Source organism: bacterium (assembly GCA_024742285.1).
Taxonomy (GTDB): Bacteria; Myxococcota_A; UBA9160; order UBA9160; family UBA4427; genus UBA4427.
On sequence record JANSYR010000008.1, the window covers coordinates 185,632 to 201,283 of the forward strand.

The 15,652-nt window shown below is 68.5% G+C and carries 15 protein-coding genes; 10 read left to right on the top strand and 5 right to left on the bottom strand.

Features of this window, described 5'->3' with window-relative positions; translation table 11 throughout:
- Positions 1–33: 33 nt before the first annotated feature.
- Positions 34–1,251 carry a cytochrome P450 gene (locus NXI30_16075; GenBank protein MCR9095739.1) on the bottom strand — a complete coding sequence of 406 codons (1,218 nt, stop codon included), beginning with the start codon at positions 1,249–1,251 and terminating at the stop codon, positions 34–36.
- Positions 1,252–1,304: 53 nt separating this feature from the next.
- Between NXI30_16075 and NXI30_16080 the strand changes: the two genes are divergently transcribed.
- From NXI30_16080 to NXI30_16090, 3 genes are all read left to right on the top strand, one after another.
- Positions 1,305–1,514: a hypothetical protein gene (locus tag NXI30_16080; GenBank protein MCR9095740.1), complete on the top strand. Its 210-nt coding sequence runs from the start codon at positions 1,305–1,307 to the stop codon at positions 1,512–1,514.
- Between the two features lie 82 nt (positions 1,515–1,596).
- A complete protein-coding gene (locus tag NXI30_16085) occupies positions 1,597–2,316 on the top strand; it encodes an NUDIX hydrolase (protein MCR9095741.1) in 720 nt (239 codons plus the stop codon).
- Between the two features lie 218 nt (positions 2,317–2,534).
- The gene (locus NXI30_16090; protein ID MCR9095742.1) at positions 2,535–2,972 is read left to right on the top strand and encodes a hypothetical protein; all 438 of its coding nucleotides are present in this window, start codon (positions 2,535–2,537) and stop codon (positions 2,970–2,972) included.
- A gap of 96 nt (positions 2,973–3,068) precedes the next feature.
- Here NXI30_16090 and NXI30_16095 read toward each other — a convergent pair whose 3' ends face one another.
- A complete protein-coding gene (locus NXI30_16095) occupies positions 3,069–4,883 on the bottom strand; it encodes an NAD(P)/FAD-dependent oxidoreductase (protein ID MCR9095743.1) in 1,815 nt (604 codons plus the stop codon).
- Positions 4,884–5,084: 201 nt separating this feature from the next.
- Positions 5,085–5,555: a VOC family protein gene (locus NXI30_16100; protein ID MCR9095744.1), complete on the bottom strand. Its 471-nt coding sequence runs from the start codon at positions 5,553–5,555 to the stop codon at positions 5,085–5,087.
- 178 nt (positions 5,556–5,733) lie between these two features.
- On the opposite strand from NXI30_16100, the gene NXI30_16105 reads away from it, so the two are divergent.
- Genes NXI30_16105 through NXI30_16135 form a run of 7 tightly spaced genes read left to right on the top strand, consistent with a single transcriptional unit; the run spans position 5,734 to position 11,108 of the window.
- Complete coding sequence (locus NXI30_16105; protein MCR9095745.1) at positions 5,734–6,597, top strand: SDR family NAD(P)-dependent oxidoreductase; 864 nt, start codon at positions 5,734–5,736, stop codon at positions 6,595–6,597.
- An 8-nt stretch (positions 6,598–6,605) separates the two neighbouring features.
- On the top strand, positions 6,606–7,262 hold the full coding sequence (locus tag NXI30_16110; GenBank protein MCR9095746.1) for a TetR/AcrR family transcriptional regulator: 657 nt from the start codon (positions 6,606–6,608) through the stop codon (positions 7,260–7,262).
- A gap of 16 nt (positions 7,263–7,278) precedes the next feature.
- Positions 7,279–8,115 carry a hypothetical protein gene (locus tag NXI30_16115; protein MCR9095747.1) on the top strand — a complete coding sequence of 279 codons (837 nt, stop codon included), beginning with the start codon at positions 7,279–7,281 and terminating at the stop codon, positions 8,113–8,115.
- Between the two features lie 40 nt (positions 8,116–8,155).
- Positions 8,156–9,223 (top strand): saccharopine dehydrogenase NADP-binding domain-containing protein, encoded by a 1,068-nt coding sequence (locus NXI30_16120; protein MCR9095748.1) that lies wholly within the window; start codon positions 8,156–8,158, stop codon positions 9,221–9,223.
- Position 9,224: 1 nt separating this feature from the next.
- A complete protein-coding gene (locus tag NXI30_16125) occupies positions 9,225–10,019 on the top strand; it encodes an SDR family oxidoreductase (GenBank protein ID MCR9095749.1) in 795 nt (264 codons plus the stop codon).
- A 10-nt stretch (positions 10,020–10,029) separates the two neighbouring features.
- Positions 10,030–10,395, top strand: coding sequence for a hypothetical protein (locus tag NXI30_16130; protein ID MCR9095750.1), 366 nt, complete (start codon positions 10,030–10,032; stop codon positions 10,393–10,395).
- A complete protein-coding gene (locus NXI30_16135; GenBank protein ID MCR9095751.1) occupies positions 10,392–11,108 on the top strand; it encodes a Dabb family protein in 717 nt (238 codons plus the stop codon). The genes NXI30_16130 and NXI30_16135 overlap by 4 nt, the downstream gene beginning before the upstream one ends.
- A gap of 29 nt (positions 11,109–11,137) precedes the next feature.
- Here NXI30_16135 and NXI30_16140 read toward each other — a convergent pair whose 3' ends face one another.
- Both NXI30_16140 and NXI30_16145 read right to left on the bottom strand, forming a co-directional pair.
- Positions 11,138–14,302 carry an efflux RND transporter permease subunit gene (locus NXI30_16140; protein MCR9095752.1) on the bottom strand — a complete coding sequence of 1,055 codons (3,165 nt, stop codon included), beginning with the start codon at positions 14,300–14,302 and terminating at the stop codon, positions 11,138–11,140.
- Positions 14,299–15,501: an efflux RND transporter periplasmic adaptor subunit gene (locus tag NXI30_16145; GenBank protein MCR9095753.1), complete on the bottom strand. Its 1,203-nt coding sequence runs from the start codon at positions 15,499–15,501 to the stop codon at positions 14,299–14,301. Before NXI30_16145 ends, NXI30_16140 begins: the two co-directional genes overlap by 4 nt.
- Positions 15,502–15,652 lie beyond the last annotated feature (151 nt).

The following is a 15,652-nucleotide window of genomic DNA, read 5'->3' on the forward strand; positions in this document are numbered from 1 at the left end:
CCCCTGCCCCGTTCGTCACGGGCGAGTCGCGAATCAACCGTCGATCCGCAGCTCCACGGGCATGCGCTTCAGCGAGTGGGTGAAGTTCGAGCGCATGTAGTCCGCCGCGCCGGCGCACTGCACCTCCACGCCTCGGCGGAGCAGCTCCTCGAAGACCACGCGCATCTCGAGTCGGGCGAGTCCCGCGCCCAGGCAGAAGTGGCGACCGAAGCCGAACGCGAGGTGCTCGTTCGGCCGTCGAGCGATGTCGAAGGTATCGGGCGCGTCGAAGACGGCCTCGTCGCGGTTGGCGGACGAGTACCAGACGACGACGCGATCCTCCTGGCGGATCGCCTGGCCTCCGATCTCGGTGTCCCTGGTCGCCGTCCGGCGGAAGTGGTGGATCGGTGTGGTCCAACGAATCACCTCCTCGATGGCGACTGGCAACCCGCCCGGCTCGCGGCGGAGGCGCGCCCATTGGTCCGGATGCTCCGTGAAGGCGAGCATGCCGCCCGAGATCGCTGCCTTGGTCGTCTCGATCCCGGCCGTGATCAACAGCATGAAGAAGGACGCGAAGGCGTCGGCGTCCATCGTGTAGCCCTCGATCTCCGCCTGGAGGATCTTCGTCGCGACGTCGTCGCGCGGCTCCCGGCTTCGCGCCCGGCCCAGCTCGAGCGCGTACGAACCCATCTCGAGGATGGCCTCGACGTTCTCGCGATTGCCGTCGTCGCCGCCGAGCTCGGGATCGTCGAACCCCTGGATCCGATGGGCGAGCTCTCCCAGCCGCGGCCGATCGTCTTCGGGGACCCCCATCATCTCCGTGATGATCCGGAGGGGCAGCTGACTCGCGACGTCCTCGACGAAATCGCAACGCCCCTTCTCGAGCGCGCGGTCGAGCACGCCTGCGAAACAGCGCCGGGCGAAGGGCTCGAGATCGAGGACCCGCCTCGGCGTCATGCCTCGGCTCACGAGGGCGCGGAGCCGGGTGTGTCGGGGCGGATCGATCTCGAGCATCGTCCGCGCGCGGCCGCTCGTCTCGAACGACTCGTCGTAGATCATGATGCCGCGGCGTTCGGAGGAGAAGGTCTCCGAGTCACTGCTGACCGCGAGCACGTCCGCGTGCCGGGTCAGGGCCCAGAACCCCGTGCCGTCGGCCTCTTCGTTCCAATGGATCGGATGGTGTCGGCGGAGATGTCGGAAGACGTCGTGGGGCGTGCCGTGGGCGAAGAGCTCGACGTCGGCGAGATCGATCGACTCGAGGGACGGGTCCATCGAGGAATCTTGACGCGCACGACGGACGACGACCACTCCCATCGGGTCGGTCGATGATCCACGCGCGCTTCGCGTCCTCGGCGAAGTCAGGCGGGGTATTCGCTCGCCTCCTGGAGGATCTCGAGGGGTCGCCGGACGGCGTGATCGATCTCGGCGAGCTCACGTTCGCCGACGACCGCCCGCACTCGCTGCTGGAGCGCGTCGTGCGTCTCCGCGCCCCTGCGCGACGGCGAGAAGAGCGAACGCAGCTGACGACGGGCTAGCGTTGCTCACGCGCAGACTCGCACTCCGACGCCGAACGCGATCTGCCGGCTCGCATCCTTGCGGGCGAACGAGGAGAGACCGATGGGTGACGAGGTGAAGGACTTCAACGAGCGGATCGCGGGTGGCAAGGGCGACGCCACCGTGATCATGCCCGCAGCGACCGTGATCCTATTGAGAGACACGGACGCCGGCCCGGAGACCCTCATGCTCAAGAAGAACTCGAAGATCGCGTTCGGCGGGATGTGGGTCTTTCCGGGTGGCCGGGTCGATGACGAAGACGCGCCGGGTGCTGCCGACGACGACCGGGCGCGCGCGGCCGCGGTGCGCGAAGCCAACGAGGAAGCCTCCCTCGATCTCGACGCGCGCGAGCTCGTCTGGTTCTCCCATTGGACGCCGCCGCCCGTCGAGATCCGCCGCTACAGCACGTGGTTCTTCGCGGCGCGCGCAAGGCAGCACGACGTCACGATCGACCAGGGAGAGATCACCGACAGCCAGTGGATCCGTCCGGCAGAGGCGATCGAGCGACACCGAAGCAACGAGATCCAGCTCGTCCCGCCGACGTTCGTGACGCTCCACTACCTGGCCCAGCACGATTCCGTCGATACGGCCCTCGGAAATCTCGTCCCCACCGCCGGTCCGCGCCACTACGTGACCCAGATGACCAAGGGGGACGACGGCATGGTGATCCTGTGGGAGGGCGATGCCGGCTACGAGACCCGCGACGCGTCCGTCGCAGGGGCTCGCCACCGCCTCACGATGGGAAGCGGCGGCTTCGTCTTCGACGACTCGGGCGTCCGCTAGCGGGACGCGGAGAGGCCCCGGCTCGCCTGGTCCGGCGCTTCGTGAATGCCGTACAACGAAACGTGCGGAGGCGAAGTTCGAGCCGGGAGCGTATCGGAGATCGACGGGTCGCTCGCGCGGCCGGAGAATACGCCGCTTGTGTGAACTCCTTCACAGAAGCGCGGCCGGAAGGAGGGTTCCCTCCGCTTCACCGCGCCCCGAGTGAAGGGAATCGATCGATGACACGACAGAAGCGAATCGCGATCAGGGCCGTCCCGCTCGCTGCATTCGTCGCGCTCACGCTTGCCCCCCTGCCCGTCCTGGCGGAGTCCCCCCTCGCCCAATGGAAGGCCGGGCTCTCCGGCGCGCTGCTCACGGCGTACTCGGGTTCGGTCATCAGCTCGAACAGCTCGCTCACCACCCTCCGCCTCTGCCGCAACGGCCGCTTTCAGCTCGACCGCGAGGGCAGCTGGAACGCCGGCGGTGCAGCGATGGGCGCGAACCAGAGCCGCATCACCGGTCGCTGGGACGTGATCGAGTCCGGCGGGCAGATCATCGTCACGTACACGACCGATGCGGGCGACCAGGGCGGCTATCCGGTCTGGCTCCGGAACGACGGCAAGGTGGATCTCGGCGGAGTCGCGTACGCGGCGCAGCGCGGCGGCGCGGGCTGCTGATCGCGATCGCGGGCGGGCGGGCGCGACCGAGCGCTGGTCCGACCCCGACCGTCCGCGGGGCTCCTCGATCAGGATCGCCGCCTGTCCTCGACGAGCTCACTTCTCCAGCTCGAGTCCCCCGAGATCGCCCTTCGCGTTCCACTCGGCCAGGATCTGCTTGAAGCCGAAGTAGTCGCCCATCCCGCCGCCGTAGTTCGAAGCGAGGGGCGGGACGCCCGCCGGGTCGCCTTCGTTGTTGATTCGCGAGGGCGGGCAGAGCTCCATGATCGCGCTGGCGTCGATTCGCGTGTCGAGGATCTTCTGGCACCAGTCGGCCTCGGCCGCCTCGCTGACGTCGAAGACGGCGAGATCCCGCTCCTCCATCGACGCCACGATCTCGGCCGCCTGCGCCGCGAACGCGGTCGTCGCGAGCGTGAAGTTCGCCGTGACCACTGCCTGTTGGAAGGGACAGGGCGAGATGAACATGTTGGGGAAGCCCCGACTCATCATGCCGAACAGGCTTTTCGGACCGTCGGCCCACTTGTCGGCGATCTCGACGCCGTTCCGGCCGACGATGACGTGACCCGCGCGGCGATAGAAAGGCGTGACCTCCCCTTCGAAGCCCGTCGCGTAGACGATGCAATCGACGGCGAACTCCTCGTCGTTCGCCCACAGGGCGTACTCGGTGATCCGCTCGATCCCGCCCGGACAGTCGACGAGCTCCACGTTCGGCGCGTTGAAGGCCGGGTAGTACTCGTCGTGCCAGAGCGGGCGCTTGCAGATGTAGCGGTAGTAGGGCTTCAGGATCTCGGCCTTCGCCGGATCGCCGACGATCTCGTCGATCCGCTCCCGGTGTTCCTCCATGACCCCGAAGTCGAAGGCCTCCGCCGCCTGTGCGTACTCTTCGTCGGTCCAGGCGGGGTCCCGCGGCGGGAACTGAACCGGCCCGAAGTGGTGCGTCCAGCCGTCGTCGACCAGGTCCTCGTCGACGGGCATACCCTGCAGGATCGCCTGGAAGTTCTCCATGCGTTCCTGCTGCCACCCCGGCCGACGACTCTCCTTGAATGCGTCGTCGGTCGGTCGGTTGTCTCGAACGCCGATGGCCGAAGGCGTCCGCTGGAAGACGAAGAGCTTCTTCGCGCTGTCGGCCAGGTGGGGAACGCACTGGACCGCGCTCGCGCCGGTTCCGACGACCGCGACGGTCTTGTCGGCGAGCCCGGTGAGTCCTCCGTGCAGGTCGCCCCCGGTGTAGTCGTAGTCCCACCGCGCAGTATGGAACGACGTGCCCTCGAAGGAGTCCATTCCCGGGATCGCCGGCACCTTCATCAGGTTGAGGATCCCGACGGCCATGACCACGTACCTGGCGCTCAGCTGGTCGTCGTGATCCGTGTGCAGGCGCCAACGCCGCGCCTCTTCGTCCCATTCGGTCCGCTCGACGCGCGTGTGGAAGAGCGCGTCGTCGACGAGGTCGTACTTGTCGGCGATCGCCTGGAAATGCCCGCGGATCTCGTCGCCGAACGAATATCGATGCTTCGGGACGTAGTCCATGTCCTCCAGCAGCGGCAGGTAGATGTAGGACTCGATGTCGCACATCAGTCCCGGGTAGCGGTTCCAGTACCAGGTCCCGCCGATCCCGCCGGCCTCGTCGATGATCCGGATGCTTCGCACACCGCGCTTGCGGAGCTCGACGCCGGCGAGAACGCCCGCCAATCCGCCGCCCACGATCAAGACCTCGACTTCGTCGGAGACGGCGTCGCGATCCTGGTACGGGGTGAAGGGGTCGCGTCGATAGCGCGCCGAGGCGGCGTCGCCTCGGAGGTCCCGAAGCGCGGACCGCCGCTCGACGCCGAGCCGCTTGTCTCGTTCCTCCCCGTACTTCTCGCGCATCGAATCCGCGTTGCGTTCGCTCGGTGCGCCACCGCGCTCCATCATCTCGATCCCTCCAGAACTGCCGTCTCGTGATGCCGAAGGCGCCGACGCCCCTTCGCGGGGCAGCGGGCCGCCGAACGGCTCCTCGAATCCCGATGCTATCAAGCGGCGGACGGGCCGCTCAACGCCGGCCGCGCTCTTCGACGAAGGCGACCGATCTGTCGCGGGAGGCAGGCAGCGTCCGAGCGTCGAAAGCGCCGCGACTCAGCCGAGCTCCCACGGCTTCCGCTCGGTCTCGTCGATCGCGCCGAAGAGCTCCACCCGGTTCCCGTCCGGGTCGAGGACGAAGGCGAAGCGCGCGTTCGAGCCGGCGCTGGCCCCGATCGTGTTCTCGAGCATCGGAACGCCGAGCGCTCGCAGACGATCGAGCTCTGCGTCGAAGTCGGCGACCCTGACCGAGAGGTGCGTGAACCCGACGCGATGAAACGCGCCCTTCCCTCCGCCCGACGGCGGCGGGTTCCGGATGTGGATCAGCTCGACCCGGAACCCGTCGAGCTCGACGAAGGCGAGCTCCATCGACAGGTCGTCGAGCTCGAGGAGTCGGCCGACCTCCGGATCGTCGATCCCCGTCATGTGGGCGACGCGATCGAAGCCGAGCACCTCACAGTAGAAATGGAGCGACGCCTCGAGATCGTGCACGCAGATCCCGTGGTGCGAGACGCCGGTGATCGGCATCGAGACTCCTTTCGATCGCCCCGAGGCGAGCCCCTGGGACGAACAGATCCCGGCGCCCTCCCCTCGGTGCGGATCCACGGGCCGGACCGGGCACGCGAAATTGTGAATACACACTAGCAGAATATAAATTCTGACATATCGTACTCGTCAATATGGAAGACAGGATTGGAGGAAGTTCGTGGCCCAGGGTGAGCTGAATGGACGCGTGGCCCTCGTGACCGGCGCGAGCCGCGGGATCGGACGCGGCATCGCCCGTCGCCTCGCCGCCGCCGGAGCCCACGTCTTCGTGAGCGCACGGAGTCTGAACCGCTCGATCGACTACGAAGGCACCCTCGAAGAGACGGTCGACCTGATCCGGGCACGCGGAGGCGAAGCGACGGCGATCGGCGCGGATCTGTCGAATCCCGAAGAGCGCGATTCGTTGGTCGCGCGCGTCGTCGACGAGGCGGGTCGCCTCGACGTCCTGGTGAACAACGCCGGTCTCGCCCGCTTCTCGAAGATCGAGGACATGCCCGACGAGGTCCTCGAGGGCACATTCGATCACTATATCCGTGTTCCGGTCAAGCTCGCCCAGGCCGCGATCCCCGTCATGCGGGAGCGAGGCGCGGGGTGGATCGTGAACGTCGGCTCGGCGACCGCCTTCCGACCCCTCAAGCCTTTCGACGTCTTCGCGACGGACGGCGGATCCCACATCTACGGCGCCATGAAGGCCGCCCTCAATCGACTGACACGCGGAATGGCCGCCGAGCTCGAGCGCGACAACATCGCCGTCAACCTCGTCGCGCCGAGCTCCGCGATCAGCACGCCGGGCGCCGACGGCTACATCGGGGACTCCCCCACCGAGCCGATGGACTACCTGACGGAGTGCGTCTACGAGATGACGCGACTCCCGGCGAAGGAGCGCACGGGCCTGCTCGCCTACAGCGTCCACTACGTGCTCGAGCGTGGACTGGCGTGCCACGACCTCGAAACGGGCGAGCCGCTTCCGGTTCCCGCGATGCCTTCGATCGCGCATCCCGAGATTCCTGCGACCGCGGAGTAGGAGACGACATGCCGAGAGCGAAGACACCGGACGCGAAGACGCGCGCACGACAGGCGCGCGAGGCGGTCTACCGCGATGCGATCTGCGAGGCCGCCGAGGACTGCTTCGCCGCGCGGGGCATCGACGAGACGAAGGTCGAGGAGATCGCCGCAGAAGCGGGCCTGTCCCTCGCCACCCTCTACTCGGTCTTCAAGGGCGGCAAGAGCGAGATCGCGCGCACGGTTCACGACGTCCGTATGAGCGAGCTGGCGCGGTTCGGTCCGGACGCCGAGTCCAGCGGACACGCTCCGGAAGCGGCGCTGCGCGAGGCCTTTCACGGGGCGATCGACTTCCTGATGGCGCACCCGAGCTACCTGCGGATCCACCTCGCCGAAGGCCACGCGTGGGGCCTTCCGGACGCCGTCGGCGCGCGCTCGCAGGCGGATGCCCGCAGCTTTCGCGAAGGCGTCGGCGCGCTCGAACGCCTCGTCGAGCGGGGGATCGAGGACGGGACCTTCCGCGAGACGAGCGCTCGTCGCGCGGCCCGAACCCTCGTGATGATGCAGCAGGTCCATCTCGCCGACTGGATCGAAGACGGCGAGCGAGCGGATCCGGACGCGGTCTTCGTCGGATACTGGCGAGACGCAGCGGTGTATCTCGGACTCGAGAACGGCGAAGAAGCCTGAAGCGGAGAACCCCACCATGGCCAAGCTCGAGATCAAGGGCGACGAGGACCTCTACTACAAGGAGGGGAAGGCGAACGCCTTCGGCACGACCAGTCTCCTCTCCAGCAACTCGAAGTGGCTGAACAGCGCGGTCATGCGCGATCTCTTCGGCCAGGAGAGCCTCCGTCGCAACGGCCACGACATCGGCGTGCTCCAGCTCGTCCCGGAGGTGATGAACGAGTTCCACCGTCTCCTCGACGACGACGAAATCGAACGCATGATCCAGCGCGATCGCGCGGATCATCCCGACTTCGCCGCCCGGCTCGACGAGCGGCGCCACTGTCTGCTCGACCTCGACACCGCGGACCGCTTCGCGGACGGAACCCTCGGCGCGCTGATCCGGGACTTCTACCGCGAGACCGGCTTCGCCCAGGTGCTCTCCTACAAGGACCTCGAGCCGGAGAACGACTACCAGTTCTACTCGATGCAGCGCACGATCGTCCACGACATCGAGCACCTCGTGACGGGATTCGGGACCGACCCCGCCGGCGAATTCGGCATGATGTACCTCTACATCACGCTCAACTCGGCCTACTTCTCTCCCGAGTTCGCGGGCGTCCTCAACTTCAACCACGCCTACCTCTCGGGCACGTGGAAGATGCGCACGACGCTCTACTACCCCGACTGCACGATGGCCTTCATGGAGGCCACGCAGGCCGGGCTCGAGATGGCGTCGAAGATGAAGCGCCCGCTCCCGATCGAGGACTGGCACCGACTCTTCGAGCTGCCGATCGACGACGTCCGGCGGGAGCTCGGCATCACGCCGGTCGATCCGGGGACCTGGGCGTGGACCGACGACGCATGGCGCGGCTAGGGCACGACGCCCGACTCGCGAGGAGAAGCCGGTGAGGACGATGATCTACGGGGTGACCGGATATACCGGTCGCCTCGCACTCCGGACGGCGCTCGCGGCCGGCCAGCGCCCGATCGTCGCGGGTCGAACGCGCGGCGCCGTCGAAGCGATCGCCGGCGAGCACGCCCTCGAGGCGCGCGCCTTCTCCCTCGAAGACCACGCGGGCGCGGTCGACGCCCTCCGCGACGTCGACGCCGTCTTCAGCGCGGCGGGCCCCTACTCGGCCACGGCGGCGCCGATGGTCTCCGCCTGCCTCGAAGCCGGAACGCACTACGTCGACGTGACGGCGGAGAACGCGGTGTTCGCGAACCTCCAGTCGCTGGACGCGAGCGCCCAGGCGGCGGGCGTCATGCTGCTGCCCGGACTCGGCGCCGGCGGCGCGCCGACGGATTGCCTCGCCGCGCACCTGAAGCAGCGGATGCCCGACGCCACGACCCTCGAGTTCTACGGCGGAAGCCTCGAGGTCGTCTCGCGTGGAACCGCGAAGTCGGCGATGGAGGCAGTCCACCTCCCGACCGAGGTGCGCCGCGAGGGGCGACTCGTCCCGCTCGAAGCCCCGATCCGCGTCTCCACGGAGATAGACGGAGAGCGCCTCGACTCCGTCACGGTTCCGCTCTGCGACGTGCTCGTGGCGGGCTGGTCCTCGCAGATCCCGAACATCACGACCTTCGTCCAGGAGACCGGCGCCGTGAAGCAGATGAGCAGCGTGCCGGGTTGGCTGAAGCGACTCCTCTCGACGCAGGTCGGCCAGAAGATCGTCCAATGGCAGCTCGATCGTGGGGTCGAGGGCCCGACCGACGAGCAGCGGGCCGCCGGCCATTACCGCAACTTCGCGATCGCCCGAAACGACACCGGCGAATCCGTCGCGGCCGTCGCGCGAGGACCCGAGGGCTACACGCTGACCGCGCTCTCGGCGATCGACGCCACCTGCCGCGCCGCACGGATGGAGGGCAAGCCCGGCTATCAGACCGCGTCCTCCGCCTTCGGCGCTTCGTTCTTCACGTCCCTGCCCGGCTGCTCGATCGAGGACATCGACGTGCCCGAGGTCCGGCCGCGGGAGACCGCCTGAGATGACGACACGCGAACGATTCGTCGCGGTGACCGGGGCCGCCTCGGGTCTCGGCGCCGCGCTCGCGACCCGGCTGCGAAGCGTGGGCCACGAGGTTCTGGGGATCGATCTCCGCGACAGCGACGTCGAGGCCGACCTGGGTGCCGAGGCGGGGCGGAAGGCGGCGATCGAGGCCGTGCTCGCGCGCGGCGCCGGCCGCCTGGACGGGCTCGTCGTCGCCGCCGGTGTGGGTCCCCAAGCGGATCCGAAGACGGTCGTGGCGGTCAACTACTTCGGTTCGATGCGGCTGGTCGACGCGCTGCGCCCCGCCCTCGTACGCGGGCACGCACCGGCCGCGGTCAGCGTCGCCTCGATCGGCGGCTACTTCGACGGCAGCATCGTCCCCCGGATCGTCGACGCGTGCCTGGCCGACGACGAGGCGAGCGCCGTCGCCGCAGGCGCCGAGGGAACGGGGACGCAGGCCTACTCGAGCGTGAAACGCGCCGTCGTCGTGGGCACGCGAAGTCGGGCGCCCGAGTGGGGCGCGGCGGGGGTCCGACTCAACGTCCTGGTGCCGGGCAACATGGCGACGCCGATGCTCGACGGGGTCTACGCGACGCCGGGGATCGGGGACGACACGCGACGGATGCCCGTGCCGCTCGGGCGCGACGGCGACGCGGCCGAGGTCGCGGGGGTGGCGGCCTTCCTGCTCGGAGAAGACGCGTCCTACCTGCACGGGGCCGCGATCCCCGTCGATGGCGGCGTCCTGGCCGGGCTCCAACCGGACCCCTTCGCCGGCCCTGGATTCGCGAAATAGGGAGACGACCGTGAGCGAAGACGCGAACACGATCTACATGATCGACGAGATCGAGCTGCACCCCGATCGTCTGGAGTCCTTCCTCGAGGCCTTCGAGGCGGACTACCGCCCTCTCGCGCAGCAGCGCGGCATGGAGCTGCTCCATACCTGGGTGACTCCACCGGAGGGGCCCCCGGACCTCGGCGAGACGGTCCTCTTCGTCTGGGGCCTCGCGGGCATCCCGGGCTTCTGGCAGATGCGGAGCCAGACGGGCCTCCCGGGCATCACCGAATGGTGGCGCCAGTGCGACGACTTCTGCAAGCGACGAACGCGCCGCTTCGCCGTCGCGCCGGAATCCCGTGACGCCTTCCGCGCCGCCGGGAGGATCCACGCATGACCCGACGCATCGTCGCGACCGCCACCCTTCCCGACGAGCTCGGCGCCGCCGATCGCCAGCGCGTATGCGAGGCCCTCGAACGACTCGGCGGCCTCGTTTCCGAGCTCAGCCATTCGCACGCGGGCCTGCACGTCGAGGGCTCGGTCGGCGGTGGGGACCTGACCTGGGACTTCGCCGTCCCCGATCCGGAGGCGCTTCGCGAGCTGACGACGCTCCTCGACACGGAGGGCTGGGCGGGGCTCTTCAGGTGCGCGCAGGCGGACGAACGCGCCTGCCTCGCGCGCGTGGAGCAGATCGAGGGTTGGCTCGTCGAGCCGGTCGCCGCGAACGTGCCGCACGCGGATCTGGTCGGCATCAAACGCACGAATCTCGTCCGCGTGCTGGACGACGCGGCGACCGACGCCGTCGACCGGTGGCAACGGGAAGTCCCGGTCCTCGCGGACCACGTCCCCGCCATCCGCAATTGGAGCCTCGCCCGTGTCCGCGCGATCGGACCGACTTCGCCGCGCGTTCGCTGGACCCACGTCTGGGAGCAGGAGTTCGAGACCCTCGCAGGACTGCTCGAGGACTACATGGCGAGCCCCTACCACTGGGGCCACCTCGACGGCTGGTACGACGTCGAGATGCCCCACTGCATCATGGATCCGGACCTGGCCCACCTCTACTGCAACGCCAAGCAGAACGTGCTGTCGTGGATGGGCACGTCGGCCTGAACCCGACGCTTCGCCGATCGAAGGGGATCTCAGCGCCGGCGCCGCCTGCCCGCCTCCCCCAGATCCTCGAGCACCAGATAGGCACTGGGGACCAGGAAGAGCGAGATTGCCGTCGCGAAGATGACGCCGAAGGCCAACGAAGTCGCCATCGGTACGAGGAAACGCGCACCGAGCCGATCCTCGAGCAGCAGCGGCGTGAGGCCGGCGAACGTCGTGAGCGACGTGAGGATGATCGGTCGAAATCGCGAAACGCCCGCCTGCGAGAGTGCTTCGACGACGTCGGCGCCGTTCGCACGTCGTCGATTCACGCCGTCCACGAGGACCAGGCTCGAGTTCACGACGACCCCCGAGAGCGCGACCACGCCGAAGATCGAGATCATGCTGAAGTCGAGGCCCATGATGACGTGACCCACCATCGCGCCGATCAGACCGAAGGGGATCACCGCCATGATGATCAGGGGCTGCGCGTAGGAACGAAGCGGGATGGCCAGCAACGCGTAGATGATGAAGAGCGCGAAGCCGTAGCTGCCCACCAGACCCGCCAGACTCTCCTGCTGCTCCCGCTGCTCTCCCTCGAGCGAATAGGAGAGCCCCGGATGGGTCGCGAGGATGTCCGGCAACACGGTTCGCTCGACGTCGGAGATCACCTGGTTCGCGTTCGTGACGTGGATGTCGACGTCGGCGGTCACCGCGACCGTCCGACGGCGGTCGACCCGCCGGATGTTCGCGAAGCCGACGCCGGACTCCGCGCGGGCCACGCTGTAGAAGGGAACCTCGCCGCCCGCGGGCGTTCGGATCCGTAGATTCGCGAGATCGGCGAGCGAGCGCCGCTCGTCCTCCGGATACCGGACCATGACCCGGACGTCGTCGCGACCGCGCTGGATACGCTGGGCCTCCTCCCCGTAGAACGCCCGCCGGACCTGACGGGCGACGTCCTCGAGGTCGATGCCGAGGGCTTCCGCGGCGGGCAACACGGCGAGCTTGATCTCGCGCTTGCCGGCGTGGAACGAGTCCCGGACGTCGGAGACGCCCGGGTAGACACCGAGCGCGGACTTGAGCGTCTCGCCCGCGGCGACCAGGTCCTCGATCCGATCCGATCGGAGCTCGATGTCGATCGGCGCCCCCATCGACACCGAGTCCCAGGTGAAGACGAGCTGCTCCGCCTCGGGGATCGCCGGCGTCCGCTCGCGCCAGCGCCGCACGATCTCGTCGGCGGAGACCGGGCGGTGTCCCATCAGCTCGAGCGCGACCTGCCCGAGGTGCGTACCGCGTCCGGCCTCCCCGACCGAGGGGCCGTTCTGGAGCGGAGGCTGCTCTCCGATCGAGGCCAGCATGTGCTTGATCACCGACCCGGACTCGACCGGGAAGTCGCGATCGATCTCCGCCTTCACGTCGAGCGCCGCGCGTTCGAGCTGCTCGACGGCGGCCGCGGTCACCTCGACGGGCGTGCCCTGGGGCATCGTCAATGCGGCGCTCACGTAGTCGGCTTCGACCTTTGGAAAGAACGAGAAGGCGATCCGGCCGCTCGCGAGCACGCCGGCCGTCAAGAGCAGGAGGGCCACCGCGGTCGCGAGCGCCGCATACCGCCACTCCAGGACGCGAGCGAGTGCAGGGGCGTAGCGCTCGGTCGCCAGGCGACCGAGCGTCGTGCGCGTGGCTGCCTGCAATCGCTTCCAGCGAGCCGAGAAGCCCCTTGCCTGCCCGACTTCGATCTCGTCCGCAGCCGCTTCGGGTCGCAGATGGTGGCCGAGATGGGCGGGCAGGACGAACTGCGACTCGACGAGCGAAACGAGGAGACAGATCGTCACGAGGACCCCGATCGTCCCGAACATCTCGCCGATCCGACCGCCGCCGATCATCATCGGCGCGAAGGCCGTGATGGTCGTCAGGATCCCGAAGATGACGGGCTTCGCGACCTCCTGCGCGCCGGTGATCGCCGCGCGAATCGGATCGTCCCCCTCCAGCTGATGGCTGTGGACGTTCTCGCCGATCACGATCGCGTCGTCGACGAGGATTCCCAGTCCGAGGATGAATCCGAAGAGCGTGAGGACGTCGATCGAGATCCCGAAGACGGGGAACGTCGCGATCGCCCCGAGGATCGAGATGGGCACACCGATCGCGACCCAGAAGGCGAGCTGGAAACGGAGGAAGAGCGCCAGCACGATGAATACGAGCAGGAAGCCGCCGAAACCGTTCTGGATCAAGACGTCCAGTCGATCGCGCAGATAGCCGGAACCGTCCCGCCAGACGGTGATCGACAGGCCCTCGGGCAGCGATCGCTCGAACTCGCGCGCGTACTCCTTCACTTCGGTGACGAGGTCGAGGACCTTCTGCTCACCCACGCGATAGAGGTAGATCATGACGGCCGTGCCGCCGTCGAAGCGCGCGTAGCGCGGATCCTCCTCGAAGCCGTCGACGACGCTCGCGACGTCGCGCAAGAGGACGCGCGTCCCGTCTTCTCGCGTGAGGACCACGATCCTCTCGAACTCGTCTCCGAGATAGGCCTGGCCCGCCGACCGCAGAAGGATCTCGCCGGCGCGCGTCTTGATCGAGCCGCCGGGCAGATCGAGCGACGAGCCACGCACGGCCTCGACGACCTGCGCGAACGTCAGTCCGTGACGGCGCAGCGATTCCTCGGAGACCTCGATCGAGATCTCGTCGTCGCGGGCGTTCAGCAGCTCGACCTGGGTTGCCGACGTGTTCGCGGTGATCCCGTCGCGCAGCCGCTCGCCGTGGATCTTGAGCGCCCGCTCGGTCGCCGCGCCGGAGAGCGCGATCTGGAGCTCGTTGTGCCGGATCTGGTAGAGGTTGACGAGCGGCTTCTCGGCCTCGGCGGGGAACGTGTCGATTCCGTCCACGCGGTTCTTGACGTCCGAAAGCGCTCGATCCTTCGGGTAGCCCGAGATGAGCTCGATCGTGACCTTGCACGCGCCTTCGGCGGAGACCGACCGGATCCGATCGATCCCCTCGATCCCCGCGATCGCCTCTTCGATCCGGACACAGACCCCCGTCTCGACCTCTTCCGGGGCGGCGCCGAGGTACTCGACGGAGACTTCGACGATGTCGACGTCCATGTCGGGCATCGTCTTCTGCTGCACGTTCGGCAGGGCGACGAGACCACCGATCACGATCAGACCCATCAGGAGGTTCGCCGCGACCGGGTTGTCGACGAACCAGGCGATCGGCCCCGTCACCCGTCTCGCTCCGCGAGGGAGGACGGATCCTCGGGCTCATCCGAATCGACCGGTCGCACGCGCATTCCGTCGACCGCGCCCCTGAGTGGAGACGTCACGACGCGAGCCGCCCGATCCAGCCCGCCGCCGAGAACGACCTCCTCCCGACGGTCGCGAAGCACTTCCACGCGGCGAAACCGGACCCGGTCGTCTTCGTCGACGACGTAGACGACGTCCCCATCGTGCAGCGCCGTCGTCGGAAGCACGACGGCTTCGGGAATCTCGCGACCCTCGATTCGCGCTTCGACGAAGAGCCCCACCGGAAGGGGCATGTCGGGCCCCGAGGGCGACCGACCGTAGGGGTCGTCGACGCGGGCGACGACGGTCACGGTCCGGCTGCGCGCGTCGATCTCCGCCGAGGTCCGGACGATGCGCCCCGTCCATTCGCTCGGAACACCGGCGAACTCCGCGCGCAGCGTCACTCGCGGTCCGTCCACGTACTCGCTTCCGCCCGTGTCGCGAAAAGGATGCGGGAGCTCGAGGAAGGCGAGCTCGCGGTCCGAGAGGGGCAGTGGCACCTCGAGGTAGGCGATCGAGTAGAGGTGCGCGATCTCGTCCCCGCGACGAACGAACTGACCGACGTCGACGCCCTTCGTTCGCGTGCGGCCGGCATAGGGAGCGACGAGCTGCGTACGCTCGAGATCGTGCTCGGCGCGCGACACGCGGACCGTCGCTCCGCGTAGCTCGGCGTCCGCCGCGCGATGGGCGTCCCGCGCTTCGTCCGCTCGCGCGACACTCGCGGCCGACTGGCTCATCAAGCGCTGCTGGCGCTCGTGCTCGCGCCGGGCGACCGACAAGGCGCTCTCCGCCCGGTCCCGGGAAGCGCGCGCGGCCTCGAGCTCGTGGCGGTAGTCGGTGTCGTCCAGTCTCGCGAGCACGTCGCCCGCCTCGAAGTATCCGCCGGGTGAGAGCTTCGGCGAGACCCAGACCACCTCGCCGTCCACCTGAGCACGGAGCTCGCTCTCGACGGGCGGCTCGACCGTACCGTTCGCCAGGACCTCGAGACGCAGCGGACCGGGTTCGACCGTCGTCGTCCGGACGATCGGCACGTCCACCGACGGCTCGACACGATCCACCTCGGCGCGCGTCGCCATCAGCAGGGCGAATCCCAGGATGCCCAGGGTCAGGATGGCGGCGGGAATCAGCAGGCGGCGTCGCATCGGGCGCTCCAGGATCGCGAGTCGATTCCGAACGTAAGCCGCGGCGTTGCGGCGCGCAAAGGCGCATCGGCCTCCCGATCGCGCGTGCCGTCATGCACTCCGTGTCGCTCCTGGCGACTCGTTCGACCGATTCGCGGCTGACGCCGGTGCC

Excerpts from the sequence above, each read along its gene's own strand:
- NXI30_16120 (MCR9095748.1), top strand. The coding sequence starts at position 8,156 with ATGATCTACGGGGTGACCGGATATACCGGTCGCCTCGCACTCCGGACG.
- NXI30_16075 (MCR9095739.1), bottom strand. The coding sequence starts at position 1,251 with ATGGACCCGTCCCTCGAGTCGATCGATCTCGCCGACGTCGAGCTCTTC.
- NXI30_16115 (MCR9095747.1), top strand. The coding sequence starts at position 7,279 with ATGGCCAAGCTCGAGATCAAGGGCGACGAGGACCTCTACTACAAGGAG.
- NXI30_16080 (MCR9095740.1), top strand. The coding sequence starts at position 1,305 with ATGATCCACGCGCGCTTCGCGTCCTCGGCGAAGTCAGGCGGGGTATTC.
- NXI30_16085 (MCR9095741.1), top strand. The coding sequence starts at position 1,597 with ATGGGTGACGAGGTGAAGGACTTCAACGAGCGGATCGCGGGTGGCAAG.
- NXI30_16125 (MCR9095749.1), top strand. The coding sequence starts at position 9,225 with ATGACGACACGCGAACGATTCGTCGCGGTGACCGGGGCCGCCTCGGGT.
- NXI30_16100 (MCR9095744.1), bottom strand. The coding sequence starts at position 5,555 with ATGCCGATCACCGGCGTCTCGCACCACGGGATCTGCGTGCACGATCTC.
- NXI30_16145 (MCR9095753.1), bottom strand. The coding sequence starts at position 15,501 with ATGCGACGCCGCCTGCTGATTCCCGCCGCCATCCTGACCCTGGGCATC.
- NXI30_16135 (MCR9095751.1), top strand. The coding sequence starts at position 10,392 with ATGACCCGACGCATCGTCGCGACCGCCACCCTTCCCGACGAGCTCGGC.
- NXI30_16090 (MCR9095742.1), top strand. The coding sequence starts at position 2,535 with ATGACACGACAGAAGCGAATCGCGATCAGGGCCGTCCCGCTCGCTGCA.
- NXI30_16110 (MCR9095746.1), top strand. The coding sequence starts at position 6,606 with ATGCCGAGAGCGAAGACACCGGACGCGAAGACGCGCGCACGACAGGCG.
- NXI30_16095 (MCR9095743.1), bottom strand. The coding sequence starts at position 4,883 with ATGATGGAGCGCGGTGGCGCACCGAGCGAACGCAACGCGGATTCGATG.